The sequence below is a fragment of the Cellulomonas sp. P2_F12 genome (genome assembly GCF_056403775.1).
Window position 1 is genome coordinate 24,330 of the sequence record NZ_JBFUEV010000003.1, and the last position, 18,156, is coordinate 42,485.

The 18,156-nt window shown below is 71.6% G+C and carries 15 protein-coding genes; 5 read left to right on the forward strand and 10 right to left on the reverse strand.

The features are described 5' to 3' along the window. Positions 1–174: 174 nt before the first annotated feature. The 3 genes from AC1DWH_RS08115 to AC1DWH_RS08125 form a co-directional block, all read right to left on the reverse strand. Positions 175–1,164, reverse strand: a complete 990-nt coding sequence (locus AC1DWH_RS08115; protein WP_477093618.1) for a nitronate monooxygenase — start codon at positions 1,162–1,164, stop codon at positions 175–177. A 447-nt stretch (positions 1,165–1,611) separates the two neighbouring features. Next, positions 1,612–2,379 carry an enoyl-ACP reductase FabI gene (fabI, locus tag AC1DWH_RS08120; RefSeq protein ID WP_477093248.1) on the reverse strand — a complete coding sequence of 256 codons (768 nt, stop codon included), beginning with the start codon at positions 2,377–2,379 and terminating at the stop codon, positions 1,612–1,614. A 128-nt stretch (positions 2,380–2,507) separates the two neighbouring features. After that, the gene (locus tag AC1DWH_RS08125) at positions 2,508–2,972 is read right to left on the reverse strand and encodes a phage tail protein (RefSeq protein WP_477093249.1); all 465 of its coding nucleotides are present in this window, start codon (positions 2,970–2,972) and stop codon (positions 2,508–2,510) included. A gap of 197 nt (positions 2,973–3,169) precedes the next feature. On the opposite strand from AC1DWH_RS08125, the gene AC1DWH_RS08130 reads away from it, so the two are divergent. The 3 genes from AC1DWH_RS08130 (at position 3,170) to AC1DWH_RS08140 (ending at position 6,898) form a co-directional block, all read left to right on the forward strand. Further along, entirely contained in the window at positions 3,170–4,042 is an 873-nt protein-coding gene (locus AC1DWH_RS08130) for a cupin domain-containing protein (RefSeq protein ID WP_477093250.1), read from the forward strand. Between the two features lie 197 nt (positions 4,043–4,239). Further along, positions 4,240–5,481, forward strand: coding sequence for an MFS transporter (locus AC1DWH_RS08135; RefSeq protein ID WP_477093251.1), 1,242 nt, complete (start codon positions 4,240–4,242; stop codon positions 5,479–5,481). A 28-nt stretch (positions 5,482–5,509) separates the two neighbouring features. Beyond that, positions 5,510–6,898: a GH1 family beta-glucosidase gene (locus AC1DWH_RS08140; RefSeq protein WP_477093252.1), complete on the forward strand. Its 1,389-nt coding sequence runs from the start codon at positions 5,510–5,512 to the stop codon at positions 6,896–6,898. Between the two features lie 12 nt (positions 6,899–6,910). Here AC1DWH_RS08140 and AC1DWH_RS08145 read toward each other — a convergent pair whose 3' ends face one another. The 5 genes from AC1DWH_RS08145 to AC1DWH_RS08165 form a co-directional block, all read right to left on the reverse strand. Next, positions 6,911–8,575, reverse strand: coding sequence for a phospholipase D family protein (locus AC1DWH_RS08145; RefSeq protein ID WP_477093253.1), 1,665 nt, complete (start codon positions 8,573–8,575; stop codon positions 6,911–6,913). 60 nt (positions 8,576–8,635) lie between these two features. Then, positions 8,636–9,535, reverse strand: coding sequence for a carbohydrate ABC transporter permease (locus tag AC1DWH_RS08150; protein ID WP_477093254.1), 900 nt, complete (start codon positions 9,533–9,535; stop codon positions 8,636–8,638). Beyond that, positions 9,535–10,461 carry a carbohydrate ABC transporter permease gene (locus AC1DWH_RS08155; RefSeq protein WP_477093255.1) on the reverse strand — a complete coding sequence of 309 codons (927 nt, stop codon included), beginning with the start codon at positions 10,459–10,461 and terminating at the stop codon, positions 9,535–9,537. The genes AC1DWH_RS08150 and AC1DWH_RS08155 overlap by 1 nt, the downstream gene beginning before the upstream one ends. Positions 10,462–10,497: 36 nt before the next feature. Beyond that, positions 10,498–11,763, reverse strand: a complete 1,266-nt coding sequence (locus AC1DWH_RS08160; RefSeq protein WP_477093256.1) for an ABC transporter substrate-binding protein — start codon at positions 11,761–11,763, stop codon at positions 10,498–10,500. A gap of 107 nt (positions 11,764–11,870) precedes the next feature. Continuing rightward, positions 11,871–13,520 (reverse strand): glycoside hydrolase family 13 protein, encoded by a 1,650-nt coding sequence (locus AC1DWH_RS08165; protein WP_477093619.1) that lies wholly within the window; start codon positions 13,518–13,520, stop codon positions 11,871–11,873. Between the two features lie 80 nt (positions 13,521–13,600). Here AC1DWH_RS08165 and AC1DWH_RS08170 point away from each other — a divergent pair, with 80 nt between their 5' ends. Continuing rightward, positions 13,601–14,818 carry an ROK family transcriptional regulator gene (locus AC1DWH_RS08170; protein WP_477093257.1) on the forward strand — a complete coding sequence of 406 codons (1,218 nt, stop codon included), beginning with the start codon at positions 13,601–13,603 and terminating at the stop codon, positions 14,816–14,818. Between the two features lie 82 nt (positions 14,819–14,900). Next, on the forward strand, positions 14,901–16,370 hold the full coding sequence (locus AC1DWH_RS08175) for an amino acid permease (protein WP_456846162.1): 1,470 nt from the start codon (positions 14,901–14,903) through the stop codon (positions 16,368–16,370). Positions 16,371–16,382: 12 nt separating this feature from the next. On the opposite strand, the gene AC1DWH_RS08180 is transcribed toward AC1DWH_RS08175, so the two are convergent. Continuing rightward, a complete protein-coding gene (locus tag AC1DWH_RS08180; RefSeq protein ID WP_477093258.1) occupies positions 16,383–16,835 on the reverse strand; it encodes a hypothetical protein in 453 nt (150 codons plus the stop codon). A gap of 89 nt (positions 16,836–16,924) precedes the next feature. After that, a complete protein-coding gene (locus AC1DWH_RS08185; RefSeq protein ID WP_477093259.1) occupies positions 16,925–18,127 on the reverse strand; it encodes an acetyl-CoA C-acetyltransferase in 1,203 nt (400 codons plus the stop codon). Positions 18,128–18,156 lie beyond the last annotated feature (29 nt).

Consider the following 18,156-nt stretch of genomic DNA (forward strand, 5'->3'; position numbering starts at 1 on the left):
CGACGCGGAGTGGTCGGGGAGCCGCCGAGTGTGCAGGCCGGCTCTGGTGGCGAACGGCAGCTGGAGCCGCACTCGCCTTATGTCAGAAACGGTACCGATGTGGACGTTGCGCGACGAGGGACCTTCGTCCTCGATCGCGCCAGGAGAGAGGCACGCCGCATCCTCAGAGGCCCCTCACACAGGGGCGAGGAGCCAGTCGAGCACCTGGTCGGCGGACCAGCCGTCAGGGTGCAGCTCGACCAGGCGGCTCGCGCCGGTGAGGTCGGCGCCGAGGGTGACCAGGGGCTCTTCGGTCCGACCGTCCGGCCGGGTCTGGCCGAGGCCGACGTCGGCCGACAGCGCGTTGCACAGGCACGCTCGACCGGCGGTCTCGTCGGCAGACCCACCCTTGCGCACGTACATCTCGACCGGCTCGGCCGGGCACCGGAACCCCACCCGGGCGTCGTCCCGGAGATAGGGCGACCGCAGGAAGCCCAGGTCGCACAGGCGTGGCCGCGCGTCGCGCACAGACGGGTCCGAGAGCGATCCGTCGAGCTGGCCAACCTTGAACGGGAAGCCGGTCGGAGAGGCGTCCCCGTCGGTGAGGACCTCGAGCTCACCCGCCTTCAACAGGGTCAGGAGTCGGGCCCGCAGCTCGGGGGTGAGCCCCGAGTCGGTGCTCAGCGCGAAGACCGTCCCCACCTGGACGCCGGTCGCGCCGGCGGCCACCGCGGCCCGCACGGCCTCGGGCGAGCCGAGCGAGCCGGCGAGCCAGAAGGGCAGCCCCACGGCCGCGACCTTGACGATGTCCGCCTGGTCCCGGGCGCCGAACACCGGTTGACCGCGCTCGTCCCGCACCGGTCGGCCCCGCGGCGGCGCGTTGTGACCTCCGGCCCGCGGCCCCTCGATGACGAACCCGTCGGGTCGGATGGCGGGGTCGCGCGTGAGGTAGGCGGCGAGGACCTCGCTGGACACGATCGCCAGGAACAGCGGCCGTTCCAGCGGCGGCAGATCGGGTCCGAGCAGGTCCGGCGGGTCGATGTCGACCCCGTGGTCGCCGCCCGGGTCGCCGGCGACGTCGACGGGCAGCCGGGTCGGGCGGTGGGCCGCGAGGTCGTCGAGCAGGTGCGGGAGGTGGCGCGGGATCCCGGCGCCGACCAGCACGGCGTCGACGCCGGCGAGCATCGCCCCGTACGCCGCTGCGGGGAGAGCCAGCTGGATCTTCTCCAGGTAGTTGATGCCGACGAAGCCGTCGTGGCCGGACTTCGCCAGCCAGACCTCGACGAAGTTGCCGAGGACGGTCAGCTCCTGGACCGCCCGACCGGGGCGCAGGCTGAGCCGCGAGACCGGGGTGTACGGCACGCCCGGTGCCCGTCCGCCGGGCCGCAGGTACCGCGCGAGCACGCGCTCGACGATGGACCGCACCGGGAACGCCGCCATCGCACGACGCACCGAGCCGTCGAGGTCGCCGTCCTCGAGCCGGCGCGCCAGGACCAGGTCCAGGGCAGTCCCCGAGACGACGCCGAGCTGTCCGCGCCGGGCGACGGCGGACGCCAGGCGCCACGACGAGACGGCCACGCCCATCCCGCCCTGGATGATCGTCGGCAGCGCTCGTCGCGAGATCGTCACCGGCTACAGCCCCATGGCATGCACGCCGCCGTCGACGTGGACGATCTCGCCGGTGGTCGCGGGGAACCAGTCCGAGAGCAGAGCGACGACGGCGCGCGCGGTCGGGTCGGGGTCGCTGACGTCCCAGCCGAGCGGCGCCCGGTCGTTCCAGCCGCCCTCGATCGACTCGAAACCGGGGATCGACTTGGCCGCGGTCGACCGGACAGGACCCGCGGCGACGAGGTTGACCCGGATCCCCTCGGGCCCCAGGTCCCGCGCCAGGTACCGCGCGGTCGACTTCAGCGCCGCCTTGGCGACGCCCATCCAGTCGTAGACCGGCCAGGCGACGCTCGCGTCGAACGTCAGCCCGACCACCGAGGTGCCCCGGTGCATCAACGGCTGCGTCGCGACCGTGAGGGCCTTGAGCGAGTAGGCCGAGACCTCCAGCGCGGTCGCGACATCGGGCCACTGCCCGTCAAGGAAGTGCCCGCCGAGCACGGACTGCGGGGCGAAGCCGATCGAGTGCACCACCCCGTCCAGGCGGTCCGCGTGCTCGCCGACGAGCCCCGGCAGGGCCGCCAGGTCGGCGGCGGACGTGACGTCGAGACGGACCACCGGCGCCGGGGAGGGCAGCCGCCGTGCGACGACCTCGGTCAGCCGCTGCTGGCGACCGAACGAGGTGAGGACCACCTGCGCGCCCTGCTCCTGGGCCAGCCGGGCGACGTGGAAGGCGAGCGAGCCCTCCGTGAGAACCCCCGTCACCAGGATCGTCCTGCCGTCGAGCAGAGGCATCGGCGTCTCCCGCGTGTCGGTGCCGTGCTTCGACTAGCCGGCGCCGACGACGCTAGCTGGCGATGGACGACCCTCCTGGGCCGTTCGGCACCTTGACAAGAAGGAGCGGCTCGACGGTGCGGCCTGCCTCAGTGCTCGTCCTTGATCACGAAGAACGAGCCCCGGATCGTGCCGGCCAGCTTCGACTTCTGTCGCGCGAACTTGAAGCGCGACGCGAGCTCCTCGGGGACCTCCATGCCGTCGGACAGCTTGAACCCGACCGCGCGCTTCCCGCCGTCGGCAAGCGTGTACATGACGTTGATGGACAGACCCGACTCGTAGAACACGTACGCCATCCTGATCCCGTCGACCACAAACTCCGTGGCCTCGAGAGGGCTGGACGAGATCACGAGGTCGCGCTCGTCCTTGAGGATCCCGTGCACCCAGTCCACCGTCTCCGTCGCCTCGCTCGCGGGCTCGACGGTGAAGACGTGGTCGTACTTGTTCTTGAAGTAGCGCGCCTCGTTGGCCCGCAGGCCGGCCGCTGCATCCGCCACCGGCGAGGACTCCAGCCCGACGGTGGACACATCTGTGAAGTCGACGACGTACGACACGGGAACCCTCCAAGCGCGGAACCGACACGGGGAGACTATCGATGGACCTGCCCGGACTCCATGCGTCCGGGCGCAGCCGACCCACTCGCCGGTCTGGCCTTGACAGCAGTGACATCGGAGTGGAAGTCCTGGAGTCCGGCCTTCTGTCCATCACCGGTGGACGGGTCAGGTGACGGAAATGACGAGCACGGGCTGGGATGGGCCGCGTGGCCTGGTCCGTGGCGGGGGGATATCTCATGGCTGCCCTGATCATCCACACCCTTTCTGCGGCGCCGAACAGCGTCTCGCCCGACGGCGGCGCGGAGATCCGGCACATCCTCACCTCCCCGGGTGGGGACCTCACCCACGCCGTCTGCCTGGCGGGGAGCACATCGGGCACTCACCACCTGCCAGAGCTGGACGAAGGGTATTTCGTGCTCTCTGGCAGGGGCGAGATCTGGCGTGCCGTGAACGGACGGGATGCCGTGACGGCGCTCCGTCCTGGGCGGTGGGTCTCGATGCCCGCCGGCATGCGCTTCCAGTACCGGGCCAACGTCGGCAGCTCGCTGGTGTTCCTCGTCGTCGTGCTGCCGAGCTGGCACGAGGACCTGTTCCACGTCGTCGCGGGAGGGAGATGGAGTCCGGGCAACACCGTCGTCGAACCTCCGACGGAGCAGTCGGCGCTGGACGAGACCTGGCTGGCGAATGACCTGACCTACGCCCCGCAGTACCTCGCTCCGGACAGGTCGGAGATCCGGCTTCTCGGCTCGTTCGACCGAGGCGGCCTCGCTCACTGCACGCTGCACCCGGGTGGCGTCTCGTCCCCTGTGCGCCACCAGACGGTCCACGAGATCTGGTTTGTCACCTCGGGATACGGCGAGCTGTGGCGATCGAGTCCGGACGGCGAGGAATCCGTAGTTGAGCTCTGGCCCGGCGTCGGGATCGACATCACCAGGGGCACGGCGTTCCAGTTCAGGTCAACGGGAGCCGAACCCCTGGGCATCGCCATCCTGACGATCCCACGGTGGCCCGGTCCGTCGGAGGCGTCGCCCGTTCGGAACGGCCGATGGAAGGTCGCGGACGGCGCCTAGCGATCGCGGGGTTCGGGGTGGGATGTCCAGCATCGTCGCAGGATCCAGCCTCTGGGCAAAGGTCCTTGACGCCTCCCGGCGCGGCTTCTATCGTTTCGCCACCACCGCAGTTGGTCACGTGTTCAACTCGCGGCACCCACCCCCAGGAGCGCAACGATGCGTGCCTCACGAGACCTCGTCGAGCGGCCGGCCCGAGCATGACGGCGACTCCCGTTCTCGACGAGACCACCCCCACCGTCCGCGTCCGGGCGCGCTGGATCGTCGCGTTCTCGCTGGCGGTCGTGGGTGTGGCCGCCGGCTGGTTCGGTCCGATCCAGATCCTGCTGCCCGCCCAGGCGGCGCGGCTGGAGGACCTGGGCCTCGGCGGCAAGGAGGCGATCCTCGCGATCGTGACTGCGAGCGGTGCGGTCGCCTCGATGATCGCGAACCCGCTGTGGGGCGGGATCTCCGACCGCACGCGGTCCCGCTGGGGGCGTCGGCGCCCCACGATCGTCGCCGGCACGGCCGTCGGCGTCGCCGGGCTGGTGATCCTCGGCTCCGGCGACACGCTGCCCGTCATGATCGGCGGCTGGATCGTGCTGCAGATCGGGCTCAACGGACCGTTCGCCGCGCTGGCAGCGACGATCGCCGACCGGGTGCCGCCCGACCAGCGAGGGCTGGTGGGCGCGCTGTTCGGCATCGCGCAGACCGTCGGCGTCGTGCTGGGCACCGCGGTCGCTGTCGTCGCGGGGGAGGGCAAGCTCGGCTACTACGCGCTGGCGGTCGCGGTGCCGGCGCTGATCGTCTCGTTCCTGCTGGTGCACCACGAGCCGTCGACCCGCACGGAGCAGCAGGCGGCAGTCCGACCCGCCCGCGCGTTCTGGCGCGGGCTGCGTCCCACGCGGCTGTTCGTCCGGGCGTGGACGATCCGGTTCCTGCTCAACTTCGCGAACGCCCTCGTGCTGCTGTACGTGTACTTCTACATCTCGGACGACGTGGGCGAGGCTGACCCGGGCAGCTGGGTGCTCGTCGTCACGCTGGTGGTGGTGCTCGTGGCCGCGGGCACGGCGGGCTTCGGCGGCACGCTGTCGGACCGCTGGGGCCGCCGCGTCCCGTTCATCGTCGGCGCCACCGTGGTGCTCGCCGCCGGCTCGGTGCTGATGGCCTTCTTCCCGACCCTGCCCGTGGTGATCGGTGCCGCCGCGCTCGTCGGGGTCGGGTGGGGCCTGTACATCAGCGTCGACCTCGCGGTGCTGACCGCGGGCATGCCGAGCGGTGAGACGCACGGCGCCATGCTCGGGATCGGCAACATCGCGAGCGCGCTGCCTCAGGCGCTCGCCCCGGTCGTCGCCGCCCCCGTCGTGCTCTACCTCGGCGGCTACACCGGCCTGTACCTCGTCGCGGCCGTCGTGTGCGTCGCCGCGCTGCTCTGCGTGCCAGGACTCCGCGGCATCCGATGACCATCACCTCGACGAAGGCAGGACCCGCATGACCAGCCACCCGATCCTGCCCGCCGGCTTCCGCTTCGGGGTCGCCACCGCCGCGACCCAGGTCGAGGGCGCCGCCGACGAGGACGGCAAGGGCCCCAGCATCTGGGACACCTTCGCGGCACGGCCCGGGACGGTCGTCGACGGCGACACCCCGGCGGTCGCGATCGACCACTACCACCGCTACCTCGAGGACGTCGGGCACGTCGCCGACCTCGGGGTGCAGGACTACCGGTTCTCGATCGCGTGGCCGCGCATCGTCCCCACGGGGACGGGGGAGACCAACGCGAGGGGTCTCGACTTCTACGACCGGCTCGTCGACGCGCTGCTGGCCCGCGGTGTCCGTCCGGTGCCGACGCTCTTCCACTGGGACCTGCCCCAGCCGCTGCAGGACGAGGGCGGCTGGATGTCGCGCAGCACCGCGTACGCGTTCGCCGACTACGTCGACGTCGTCGTCGGCCGGCTGGGCGATCGCGTGGCGGACTGGTTCACGCTCAACGAGATGAGCGTCCACACCCTGTACGGGTACGGGCTCGCCGACCACGCGCCCGGTCTCGGGCTGGGCCTCGGCGCGCTGCCGGCGGCGCACCACCAGCTGCTCGGGCACGGGCTCGCGGTGCAGCGGCTCCGGGCCGCCGGGGCCACGCAGATCGGGGTGGTGAACCAGCACTTCCCCGTCATCCCGGCATCCGACGACCCCGCGGACCAGGCCGCCGCCGAGGCCTTCTCGGTCCTCACCAACTGGACGTTCGCGGACCCGATCCTGCGGGGCGAGTACCCGGCCGACGAGGTCGCCGGCGGGATCCTGCTGGGCACGGGCATGTCCGAGCAGCAGCTGGGCGAGGACCTGGCCGTGATCTCGGCGCCGCTGGACGTGTACGGCGTCAACTACTACGAGCCGACGATGATCGAGGCGCCGCGCGCGGGGCAGGACTACGCGGGGGTGCTCGAGGTCGACATCCCCGAGGGGCTGCCGTTCGCGCCCGTGCCGATCGAGGGCGTCGAGCGGACGGACTTCGGCTGGTCGATCGTGCCGTCGGCCCTCACCGACATCCTCGGCATCCTCGACGACCGCTACCCGAACCTGCCGCCGGTCATCGTCACCGAGTCGGGGGCGTCGTTCCACGACGTGCGGACCGAGGACGGCGCCGTGCACGACGACCGCCGGATCCGGTTCCTCGACGCCCACCTGCGGGCCGTCGGCGACGCCATCGCCCGAGGGGTCGACGTCCGCGGCTACTACGTGTGGTCGGCGCTGGACAACTTCGAGTGGGCCGCGGGGTACCGCGAGCGGTTCGGGCTCGTCCACGTCGACTTCGACACCCTCGAGCGCACCCGCAAGGACTCCTGGCACTGGTACCGCGAGGTGATCGCGGCGCAGGCGCGCTGACGTCGCCGGCGGTCAGTGCTGGCCGCGCGCCTTCATCCACGCGGGCCGCCCGTCGGGGTCCACGACGGCGTGGTATGGGGGAGTCGCGAGCAGCCGCTTCCAGAGCGGCAGCTCCTCGACCGAGTGCGCGCGCAGACGCCCGGGCGGGCGCGGTCCCGACCGCCCGCCGGCGTACCAGGCGTCGAGGGCGGCCGCGCCGGCTCGGACGGCCTCGACCGCCTCGCCGGGATCGATCAGCCCGTCGTCGTCGTCGCGGTCGAGGTGCTCGCGCCACAGCTCGAGCCGCAGCTCGCGGGCGAAGCCTCTCGCCCCGTCGCCCAGGCCCCCGGGGTCGCGTGGCTCCCGTCCGTCGAGGCGTCGGTCGAGGACGGCCGCCGTGAGCTCGGAGTCGTGCGTCCAGGACCGACGGTTGAGGTTGTCGCTGCCCACCGTGGCCCACACGTCGTCGATCACGCAGACCTTCGCGTGCACGTAGACGGGTCCGCCCTCGCGGTTCTCGACGTCGAGGACCTGGACACGGTCACCGCCGGCCGCGCGCACGATCTGCAGGGCCCGGGCGTGGCCCAGCCGCACGGGCGGCAGGGCCAGCCGGTCGTCCTGGTCCGGGTAGCGGGGAACGACCGCGACGAGGTGCAGCCCGGGCTCGCGACGCAGCGCGGCGGCGAACACCTGCGCGACGTCGGCCGACCACAGGTACTGGTCCTCGACGTAGACGAGGCGACGCGCGCGCCGCAGCGCCTTGGCGTACCCGCGGGCGGCGCTGCGCTCGCCGTCGGGGGCGAAGGGGTAACCCGGACGACGCTGGGGGTAGGTGCGCAGGAGCTGGACCGCGCAGGTTCCCGCCTCGGGCGGTGGTGGCTCTGCCGACGGGAGCACGCTGGGCTGCCGGTCCTCCCGGCGCACCAGGTCGGGCACCGCCTGCCACGGCAGCCTGGAGAGAGCTGCGGGGTCCTCCCACCGCTCGCGGAAGACGTCCTCGACGTCGCGGACGGCAGGGCCGCGGATCTCCACCTGGACGTCGTGCCACGGCGGCCGCGGTCCGTACTGGTGGGCGAACGGCTGGTTCTGGGCGTCGCCGCGGTGGTCGGCGTCGTCCCGCCGCCCGTGGGCCAGGTCGATCCCGCCGAGGAGGGCCACGTCGTCCGCCGCCCGCCCGGGGTGCCGGATGACCACGAACTTCTGGTGGTGGCTGCCGACGGAGCGCACGCGCTGGTCCAGCAGCACCTCGCCGCCGACGTCGTTGACCCGCTCGGAGAGGGTGCGGTTCTCCTCGTTCGAGAACCGCATCCGGTCCAGGTGCGAGCGCCAGATCAGTCCCTTGACCAGCGCGCCGCGGAGCACGGCGTCCGAGAGCGCCTCGGCGACGGTCGGCCCGTCGTCCGTCAGCCGCTCGTCGGGGTCCCCGCGCCAGTCGCTGAACAGCACCAGGTCGCCGTCGCCCGTCCGGGCCAGCTCCTCGGCGAGGACGGCGAAGTACGCGGAGCCGTGCACGAGCGGTCGCACCGCGTTGCCCTCGGTCCACGGCCGGATCCGCGTCGCGTCGTTGCCGCGCTGCTCGCCGGTGAGGAGCCACCCCAGCTCGGTCCGCCCGCCGGCGATGGCCGGCAGGCGGACCCCGGACCGCGCCCGACGCGCGCGTGACCTGGGACGGAGCGCGGGGAGCGCGAAGCGGTGCACGGGACCAAACTCGCACAGGTGGCCGGTCGCGGCCACGGGCGGGCTCGGGCCCGAGCGTCGCTACTTGATCGCGCCCTGCGTCACGCCGGCCATCACCCAGCGCTGGGTGAACAGGTACACGATGATCGCGGGCGTCATGGCCATGAGGTAGGACGCGAACGCGACGTTGTAGTTGCTGCTGAACTGCGTCTGGAAGATGTTCTGCAGCACCGGGAGGGTCTGCAGCGTGGAGTCGGCCGTGATGAGCGACGGCATCATGAAGTCGTTCCACGAGGCGAGGAACGCGAAGATCGCCACGGTCGCGCTCATCGGCGCCATCATCGGGAACACGATGTGCCGGAACACCATCCAGGTCGTGGCGCCGTCCAGCCGGGCGCTCTCCTCGAGCTCCTCGGGCAGCCCCCGGATGAAGGCCGTGAACAGCAGGACGCTGAACGACAGCTGGAACATCACGTGCAGCAGCGCGACGCCGACCGGGTTGGCCAGCCCCACCATCCCCGTGAGCTTGACCTGGGACAGGGCCAGGACGGGGAACGGCAGGAACATCGCGGCGAGCAGGTAGAAGAAGGACCAGCGGAAGAACTTGTGGTCCCAGTTGCGCGCGATGGCGTAGGCCGCGAACGCCGCGAGCATGACCGTGCCGACGACCGTGACCGCGGTGACGAACACCGAGATGGCGAACCCGCGGGGGAAGTTGGTGAGGTTCCACGCCTGGACGAACCCGTCGACGCTGAACGGGGCCGGCAGGGAGAACACCTTCCCGTCGACCGACTGCTCGGTGGTCTTGAAGGCCATGGAGAGCGTCGCGTAGAGGGGCACGAAGATCGCGAGCGTGCAGGCGACGAGCACGAGGGTGGTGCCCCAGCTCGGGCGGTCCTCGCCGCCGCGGCCGAGGAAGCGCCGTCGGGGACGGACCGGCACCTGTCCGGGGGTCGTGGTGACCAGCGTCTGGGCAGTCATCAGAATGCACTCCTTCCGCGGTTGAGGCGCAGCTGGATCACGGCGAGGACCACGGCGATGAGGAAGAAGATCGTCGCGTTGGCCATCTGGTACGCGTAGTCGCCGCCGGTGAAGCCGGTGAAGATCGTCATGGCGACGCTGCGGGTCGCCGTCCCCGGACCGCCGTTGGTCAGGCCGACGATGATGTCGTAGGCGTTCAGGAAGTTCTTGAAGCCGATGACCAGGTTGATGACCACGTACCCGGCGACGAGCGGCATGGTGATGGAGAACAGGCGCCTGGTCGAGGACGCGCCGTCCATCGACGCCGCCTCGTAGACCTCGCCGGGGATCGACAGGATCCCCGCGATATAGATGAGCAGGGCGCTGGGGGTCGCCTGCCACGCCGTGACGATCACGATCGTCACCCACGCCAGGCTCGGGTTGGCCAGCAGGCTCTGCTCGAGGGCCGAGATGCCGAGCGCCTGCCCGAGCTGCGGCACCGAGTTGGAGAACAGGAAGTTGAAGACGTAGGCGATGACGATGCCCGAGATGACCATGGGCAGCACGAAGACCGCACGGAGCGCGACCTTCGCCCGGATCTTGGCGGTCAGGCCGACCGCGAGCAGGAACGCGACGATGTTGACCAGCAGCACCGTGACCAGGGCGAACCCGATGGTGAACAGGTACGACGCGCGGATCGCCGGGTCCGAGAACAGCGCGACGTAGTTGGTCAGGCCGATGAACTGGAACTCACCGAAGCCGACCGAGTCGGTGAAGCTGAAGGTGATGCCCATGATCGCCGGCAGGGTGATGCACAGGGAGAAGAGGACGAGCGTCGGCAGCAGGAAGAGGTAGAACGTCGGAGCGATCCGTGGACGGCTCTCCCGGAGCGGCGGCGGTGCCGTGACGTCGAGGCGGTCCGGTCGGGTGGCGGCTGCTGTGGCCATGAGAAGTCTCCGTTCGTGGGTGTGAGTCGGAGGTCGTCAGGAACGGAAAGCCAGGCGCCGCCAGTCGGCGTCGAGGGTCTGCAGGACCGGCTCCGGGGCGGCCCCGGAGGCGAGGGACTGCGTGTAGTTCTGCAGCGGGATGGACTGCGGGACCAGCTGGGAGGCGCCGAGGTAGAAGGCGGCGCGCTCGTAGTACTCCTGCAGCTCCACCAGCGTCTCGTTGGTCACCGGCGCCGCGTCCTTGGTCACGCCGAAGCCCAGCGCGTGGGCGTTGTAGGCGTCGATGACGTCGGGCTGCATGAGGAAGGAGAGGAACTCCCGCGCCGCCTCCTTCTTCTTCGAGCCCTCGGGGATCCACAGGGCGAGGTCGATGTTGACCCGGACCTTGCGGTCCGCAGGGTCGTCCGTCATCGGCAGGGGGAAGGCGCCGACGTCGAGGTCCGGGTTGGACTTCGCGATCTCCCCGATGGCCCACGGCCCCTGCAGGTACATGGCGGCCTCGCCGTTCGCGAACGCGAGGTTCCCGTCCCCGTACCCCCTGCTCGCCGCGTTGTCCTGCGAGAACGGGACCAGCTTCTGCATCTGCTGGACCGGCGCGAGGAACTGCTTCTCGAACGACACCGGCGAGTCGGGTCCGACGTTGGTGCCCTGCCGCTTGATCTGGTTGAAGAACTTCGTGGTGTCGACCGTGCCGCCGACCGCGTAGTCGAAGTGGCCCTGCGCGATCGTCCACGGGTCCTTGAACGTGCTGTAGATCGGGGTGACGCCCGCGGCGCTGAGTGCGTCGCACACGGCCATGAGCTCGGTCCAGGTGGTCGGGACCGTCAGGCCGTTCTGCGCGAAGATCTCCCGGTTGTAGAGCACCGCGGCCGCCATCAGCGAGTACGGGATGACGCTGGTGCGGTCCGGGTAGGTGGCCGTGACGTCGATGAGCGGCTGGAGCTCGTCGAGGATGCGGCCGGCCTCGGGCATGTCGCCGAGGTCGCTGAGCGCCCCGCGCTCGACGTAGCGCGAGATCTCGAAGTTGTAGTTGAGGCAGCCGATGTCGGGTGGGGACTCCCGCACGAACGTGCCGGCCAGGTTCGACGCGGCGTCGTGGCGCACGCGCACTCGGTCCTGGGTCTGGTGGAACTGGTCGATGAGGTCGTCGAAGTAGCCGATGACCTCGGGCTTCGACTGGTAGAAGACGATCTCGGTGGGCCCGGAGCCGCCTGAGCCGGGGGCGCACGACGCGAGCGCGAGGCCGGCGCCCGCGACCCCGATGCCGCGGAGGAAGTCGCGCCGGTTCAGCTCTGCCGACATGAGGGGAGTCCTGGACGTCATGCCTTCGCCTCCATTGGTCGAAGTCATCGGGCGGCACGGTTGCCGCCGCCGTCGGGCAGGTGCGGGGGAGCGCCTGTCCGTACTCGTCAGTCGTCGTGCTCGGGGTCCTGCTGCAACCAGACGGTCGTCTCGGCGGGCACCTCTGGCCCGGCGAGCGGAGAGCTCGACACGATCACCGAGCCGGCCGGCATCGGCACCGGCGTGCTCCCGAAGTTGGTGAACGACGTCCAACCGCCGGGCCGCGTGAAGGCGACGACCGTCGGGGGCACGGGGGTGAGCCACTCCAGAATCTCCCCGGTCTGCAGTCGCCGCCGCTCGGCGAGCGCGCGCCGGTAGAAGGTGAGGGTCGAGCCCTCGTCGTCCTCCTGGGTCTCGACGGAGAAGCGGCCGAAGCCGGCGGGGACGGGCAGGTGCGCGAGCTGGTCGCCGAAGCCGAGCGTGGGACCGTGCGACTCCCACGGCAGCGGCACCCGGCAGCCGTCGCGGCCCTTCTGCACGCCGCCGGAGCGCACGAACGTCGGGTCCTGGAGGACGTCGGCGGGGAGGTCGGCCACCTCGGGGAGCCCCAGCTCCTCGCCCTGGTAGAGGTACGCGGAGCCGGGGAGGGCCAGGGTGAGCAGGGTCGCCGCACGTGCCCGGCGCCGACCGCGATCGAGGTCGGGGAGCGGCTCGGCGCCGTCGTGGGTGAGCCACGCGTGGAGGTCGGTGCCCTCGGGCAGGGCGTACCGGGTGGCGTGGCGCACGACGTCGTGGTTGGACAGGACCCAGGTGGAGGACGTCCCGGACTCGCGGGCCAGCGCGAGGTTCTTGTCGATGATGGAGGCGAACGTCGCCGCGTCCCACCCGGCCTCGAGCAGGTCGAAGTTGAACGCCTGGCCCAACCCGTCGGGGGAGGCGTAGCGGGAGCGCCGGTGTGCAGGGACCCACGCCTCGGCGACCGCCGTGCGGGGTGGGTCGTACTCGTTGAACAGCCTGCGCCACTCGCGGTAGATGTCGTGGACCTCGTCGCGGTCCTGGAGCGGGTGAGCGCCACCCCACGTGTCGGCGTCGAGGGCCGACTGGCTGGCCAGCGGTTCCGTCAGGTCCTTGGCCAGCGCGTGCGCGACGTCGATGCGGAAGCCGTCGACCCCCCGGTCGGCCCAGAACGTCAGTGTGGTGAGGAACTCCTGGCGGACCTCGTCGTCGGCCCAGTTGAGGTCGGGCTGCTCGGGGGCGAACAGGTGCAGGTACCAGTCGCCGTCGCCGACCGGCTCCCAGGCCGGGCCTCCGAAGATCGAGGTCCAGTCGCTGGGCGGAAGCTCGCGGTGCTCGCCGCGGCCCGGTCGGAAGATGTAGCGCTCGCGCAGCCGCGAACCCGGCGCGGACGCGAGCGCCTCCCGGAACCATGCGTGCCGGTTGGAGGTGTGGTTGGGGACGATGTCGACGATGAGCCGGATCCCGGCACCGTGCAGCGCGGCGCGGAGGGCGTCGAACTCGTCGAGCGTGCCGATCCGCGGGTCGACGTCCCGGTAGTCGTCGACGTCGTAGCCGCCGTCGGCCAGCGCCGAGGGGTAGAAGGGGCTCAGCCACACGGCGTCGACACCGAGCTCGCGCAGGTACTCGACCTTGCCCGTGATGCCGCGCAGGTCACCGATGCCGTCGCCGTTCGAGTCCGCGAAGCTGCGGGGGTAGATCTGGTAGACGACCGCCTGCCGCCACCACGCCGCGTCCTGCGCGGTCTCCCCGAGCTGTGGCATCGCGGTCACGCCATCCCCTTGATGTAGGACCTAAATTTAAGTCGCGGCATTAGAGTGACGCCGTCGGCGGAGGAGGTCAAGTGGTAGCCCGGATCCCGGTGTCGTCCAGGCACCTGCGTGACGTCAGCGCGCGACTGGTCCTCGACCACCTGTGGGACGTCGACGAGGTCACCGGGTCGGCGCTGATCGAGGCGACGGGGCTGTCGCGGGCGACCGTGCACAACGTGTGCGACGAGCTCATCGAGCAGGGCTGGGTCACCGAGCTGGAGAGCGTGCGCGCCGCGGGCGACCATCGCCAGGGACGCCCCGCGCGCCGCTACGCCTTCGACGCGGGCGCGGGCGTCGTGGTGGGTGTCGACGCAGGTCAGCACCGTGTGAGCGCGACCGTGACGGACCTGAGGGGACAGTCCCTGTCCCGCACGGTCCTCCCCGTCGCGCTCGCCGACAGCACGGCTGCCCGTCGGCTCGCCCTCATCGAGGAGGGGACGCTCACCGCCCTCGCGGACGCCGGTGCTGATCCCCGGTCCGTGCTGGCGGTCGCGGTCGGCGTGCCGGCCCCCGTGGACCGGGACGGCCGCACCTCGTTCCGGGACAACCCCTTCTGGGAGCTGATGAACCCGGACATCGCCGACCACCTGCGGGACCGGCACGGCTGGACGACCCTGGCCGACAACGACGCGAACCTCGCGGCCGTGGCCGAGCACTGGCGGGGGCACGGCCGCGGTGCACGGAGCCACGTCACGCTGCTCGCCGGTGAGAGGTTCGGCGCCGGCGTGGTCGACGACGGCCGCCTGCTGCGGGGTGCCCACGGCGGCGTGGGGGAGATGCGCTACCTCGACTTCGTCGAGGGCGTCGGCTCGGCGACCGGCGTCGCGGCGCTGGTCCGCGACGATGCCCGCGCCCAGCTCCACCGCCTCGACGGGCACGCGGGATCGTCCCTGCAGGACCTGGACCCGGCGACGCTCGACGCGGCGAAGGTCTTCGCGGCGGCCCTCGACGAGGACCCGCTCGCGGTCAGCGTCGTCGAGCACGTGGCAGCGCTCCTGGCGCGTGTCGTCGCGACGTTCGCCAGCATCTACGACCCGGAGCGCGTGATCATCGCGGGCGCCGTCGCGGAGTCCTGCGAGCCGCTGCTGGAGCTGGTGCGGCGCGACCTCGACCGGTACGTCGACCCACCCGGTATCGAGGTGCTCGCGTCCGCCCTCGGCCGCGAGATCGTCACGGTCGGAGCCGTCAAGCGGGCCCTGGACCACGTGCGCGAGCACGCGCTCGAGATCGTGCCGGCCGCGCTGCGCTGAGCCGACGTCTCACCGCGCGCGCAACCCGGGGGCTTCCGCCAGACTTGCTGGGCACCCGTGCGACGTGGGGGGAGCCGGTCGGATGAGCGTTCTGCGCACCAAGCCCGTCGAGCAGTCGATGGCGGACTCCGAGGAACCGGAGTTCAAGCTCAAGCGCTCGCTGAGCGCGCTCGACCTGGTGGTGTTCGGCGTCGGGGTCGTCATCGGCGCGGGCATCTTCACGCTGACCGGTCGGGCGGCGCACGAGGTCGCGGGGCCCGGGATCGTCCTGTCGTTCGTGATCGCGGCCTTCTGCTGCGCGCTCGCGGCGATGTGCTACGCCGAGTTCGCCTCGACGGTGCCCGTCTCGGGGTCGGCGTACACGTTCAGCTACTCGAGCCTGGGCGAGATCTTCGCGTGGATCATCGGGTGGGACCTCATCCTCGAGATGTTCCTGGGCGCCAGCGTCGTCGCGCAGGGGTGGAGCGCGTACCTCGGGGTGCTGGCCGAGAACCTCGGCTTCGCGATCCCCGAGTCGATCGGGTACGGCGGCGTCGTCGACGTCCCGTCGATCGTGCTGGTGCTCGCGCTGGGGGTGCTCATCACCCTCGGGATCAAGGAGTCGCTGCGGGTCAACCTGGTGCTCGTCGCGCTGAAGCTGTTCGTCGTGCTGTTCGTCATCATCGCCGGCATCCAGTTCATCTCCACGGAGAACTACAGCCCGTTCATCCCGCCCGCGCAGGCCACCGAGACCACGACCGGCCTGAGCCAGCCGCTGCTGCAGGCGATCGCCGGCCTGGAGCCGACCGCGTTCGGCTGGGGCGGCGTCGCCGCCGGCGCGGCGCTCGTGTTCTTCGCCTTCATCGGGTTCGACGTCGTCGCGACGACCGCCGAGGAGACCCGCAACCCGCAGCGCGACCTGCCCATCGGGATCCTCGGCTCGCTGATCATCTGCACGATCCTGTACTGCGCCGTCTCGATCGTCGTGACGGGGATGGTGAGCTACGACAAGCTCGACCCCGAGGCCGCCCTGGCCAACGCCTTCACGGCGCACGGCGAGGACTGGATGGCGACCGTCATCTCGGCCGGCGCGGTCGCCGGCCTGACCACCGTCGTGCTCACGCTGATGATCGGCGGAAGCCGCGTGATCTTCGCGATGAGCCGCGACCACCTGCTGCCCGTCGGCCTGGCCCGGGTGCACCCGACGTTCCGCACGCCGTGGGTCATCACCGCCGTCGTGACGGTCGTCGTGGCCCTCGTCGCCGGCCTGACCCCCGTCGGGGTGCTCGAGGAGATGGTCAACATCGGCACCCTGAGCGCGTTCGTGCTGGTCAGCATCGGTGTGCTCGTCCTGCGACGCAAGCGTCCCGACCTGCCGCGCTCGTTCAAGGTGCCGTGGATGCCGGTGCTGCCGCTGCTGTCCGCGGCCGTGTGCCTCTACCTGATGTTGAACCTGTCGGTGGAGACGTGGCTGCGGTTCGTCGTCTGGCTGGTGCTCGGGTTCGTCGTGTACTTCGGGTACTCGATGCGCCGGTCGAGGCTGGCGACACAGACGCCCACATCAGTCCACTGACCCCGGCGGCGCTCAGGCCCGCGGCTCGGTGCGCGCCTCCTCGACGGCCACGGGCTCGGGCCGCGTCTCCTCGACGGCCACGTCGGGGCCGGTGCGCGTCTCCTCGACGGTGACATCGGGGTCGATGCGGTCGGCCGTGCTCAGCCGCTCGTCCAGCTCGGACCGGGCGCCGCTCGCCTCCGTCGCGCGGGCACGCGCCTCGTTCTGCAGCGCCGCCGCGTCGGCCGCGCGGGCGTCGGCCTCGGCCTGCGCCAGTCGCGCCTGTGCATCCAACCGGGCGGCCTCCGCCTCACGTCGCTGGACCTCCACCTGGTCGGCGGCGGCCTGCTCTCGGATCTCCTGCGCGCGTGCGCGCTCGGCGTCGACCTTGCGCGCCCCGCTGCGCCGGCTGAGGCCGATCGCTGCGATGACGATCAGGACGACCACGACGATGGCGACGATGATCCAGACGGTCTGCGAGTCCATGGGTCTACCTCCTGGGAGATGGCAACCCCACGATTGGACTGCCGTCCGAGAAGGTCCGCAAGCCGGGGCGTCCGCCGACGGCGGTCCGCTCAGCTGAGGTCGCGCCGGAGCAGCAGCGCCTCGCCCTGGCCTCCACCGCCGCACAGCGCGACCGCGGCACGCCCGCCGCCACGGCGCGCGAGCTCCATCGCCGCGTGCCCGGCCAGCCGTGCGCCCGACGCACCGATCGGGTGCCCCAGCGCGATCGCCCCGCCGTGGACGTTCGTCTGCTCGAGCGGGTACCCGAGGTCGGCGAGCGACTGCACGACGACCGACCCGAAGGCCTCGTTGATCTCGACGAGGTCCACCGACGACAGGTCCCAGCCGCCACGCGCCAGCGCCGCCGAGATCGCCGACGACGGCTGCGAGTGCAGCGAGTTGTCAGGCCCCGCCACCTGCCCCGACGCCCCGACGGACGCGAGCCACGGCAGCCCGAGGTCCTCCGCGACCTCCCGCGAGGCCACGACGACGGCCGCCGCGCCGTCGGTCAGGGGCGACGCGTTCCCGGCGGTGATCGTCCCGTCGGCCGAGAACGCGGGCCGCAGGGCGGCCAGCGACTCCAGCGACGTCTCGGGGCGGATGCCCTCGTCGACGGAGACGACGACGGCCGCGCCGCGCCGCTGCGGAACCTCCACCGGCACGATCTCGGACGCGAACACGCCCGACGCGACGGCCTCGGCGGCCCGCCGGTGGCTCTCGACGGCGACCCGGTCCTGCGCCTCCCGGGAGATCGACAGCAGCTTGTTCCCCCGCTCGGTCGACGACCCCATCGACTCGCGGTCGAACGCGTCGGTCAGCCCGTCGAACGCCAGCGAGTCGACGGCCGTGATGTCCCCGTACGTCCAGCCCCTCCGCGATCCCGGCAGCAGGTGCGGCGCCTGGCTCATCGACTCCTGCCCACCGGCGACGACGATCGTGGCCTCGCCCAGCCGGATCATCCGCGCGGCGTCGATGATCGCCGCCAGCCCGCTGAGGCAGACCTTGTTGATCGTGGTCGCGGGGACGTTCCACGGGATCCCGGCCGCGACGGCCGCCTGGCGCGCGGGGTTCTGACCTGCACCGGCCTGGACCACCTGCCCCATCAGCACCTGGTCGACCGACGTCGCCGGCACCCCGGCCCTGGCCAGCGCCCCGCGGATCGCGACGGCCCCGAGCGAGGCGGCGGACAGCGACGACAGCCCGCCCCCGAGCCGCGCCATCGGCGTGCGCGCGAACGCCAGGATCACGACCTCGCGGTCGGCGGAAGAGCCCATAACCACACCATCCCTGTCCGTCGGACCAC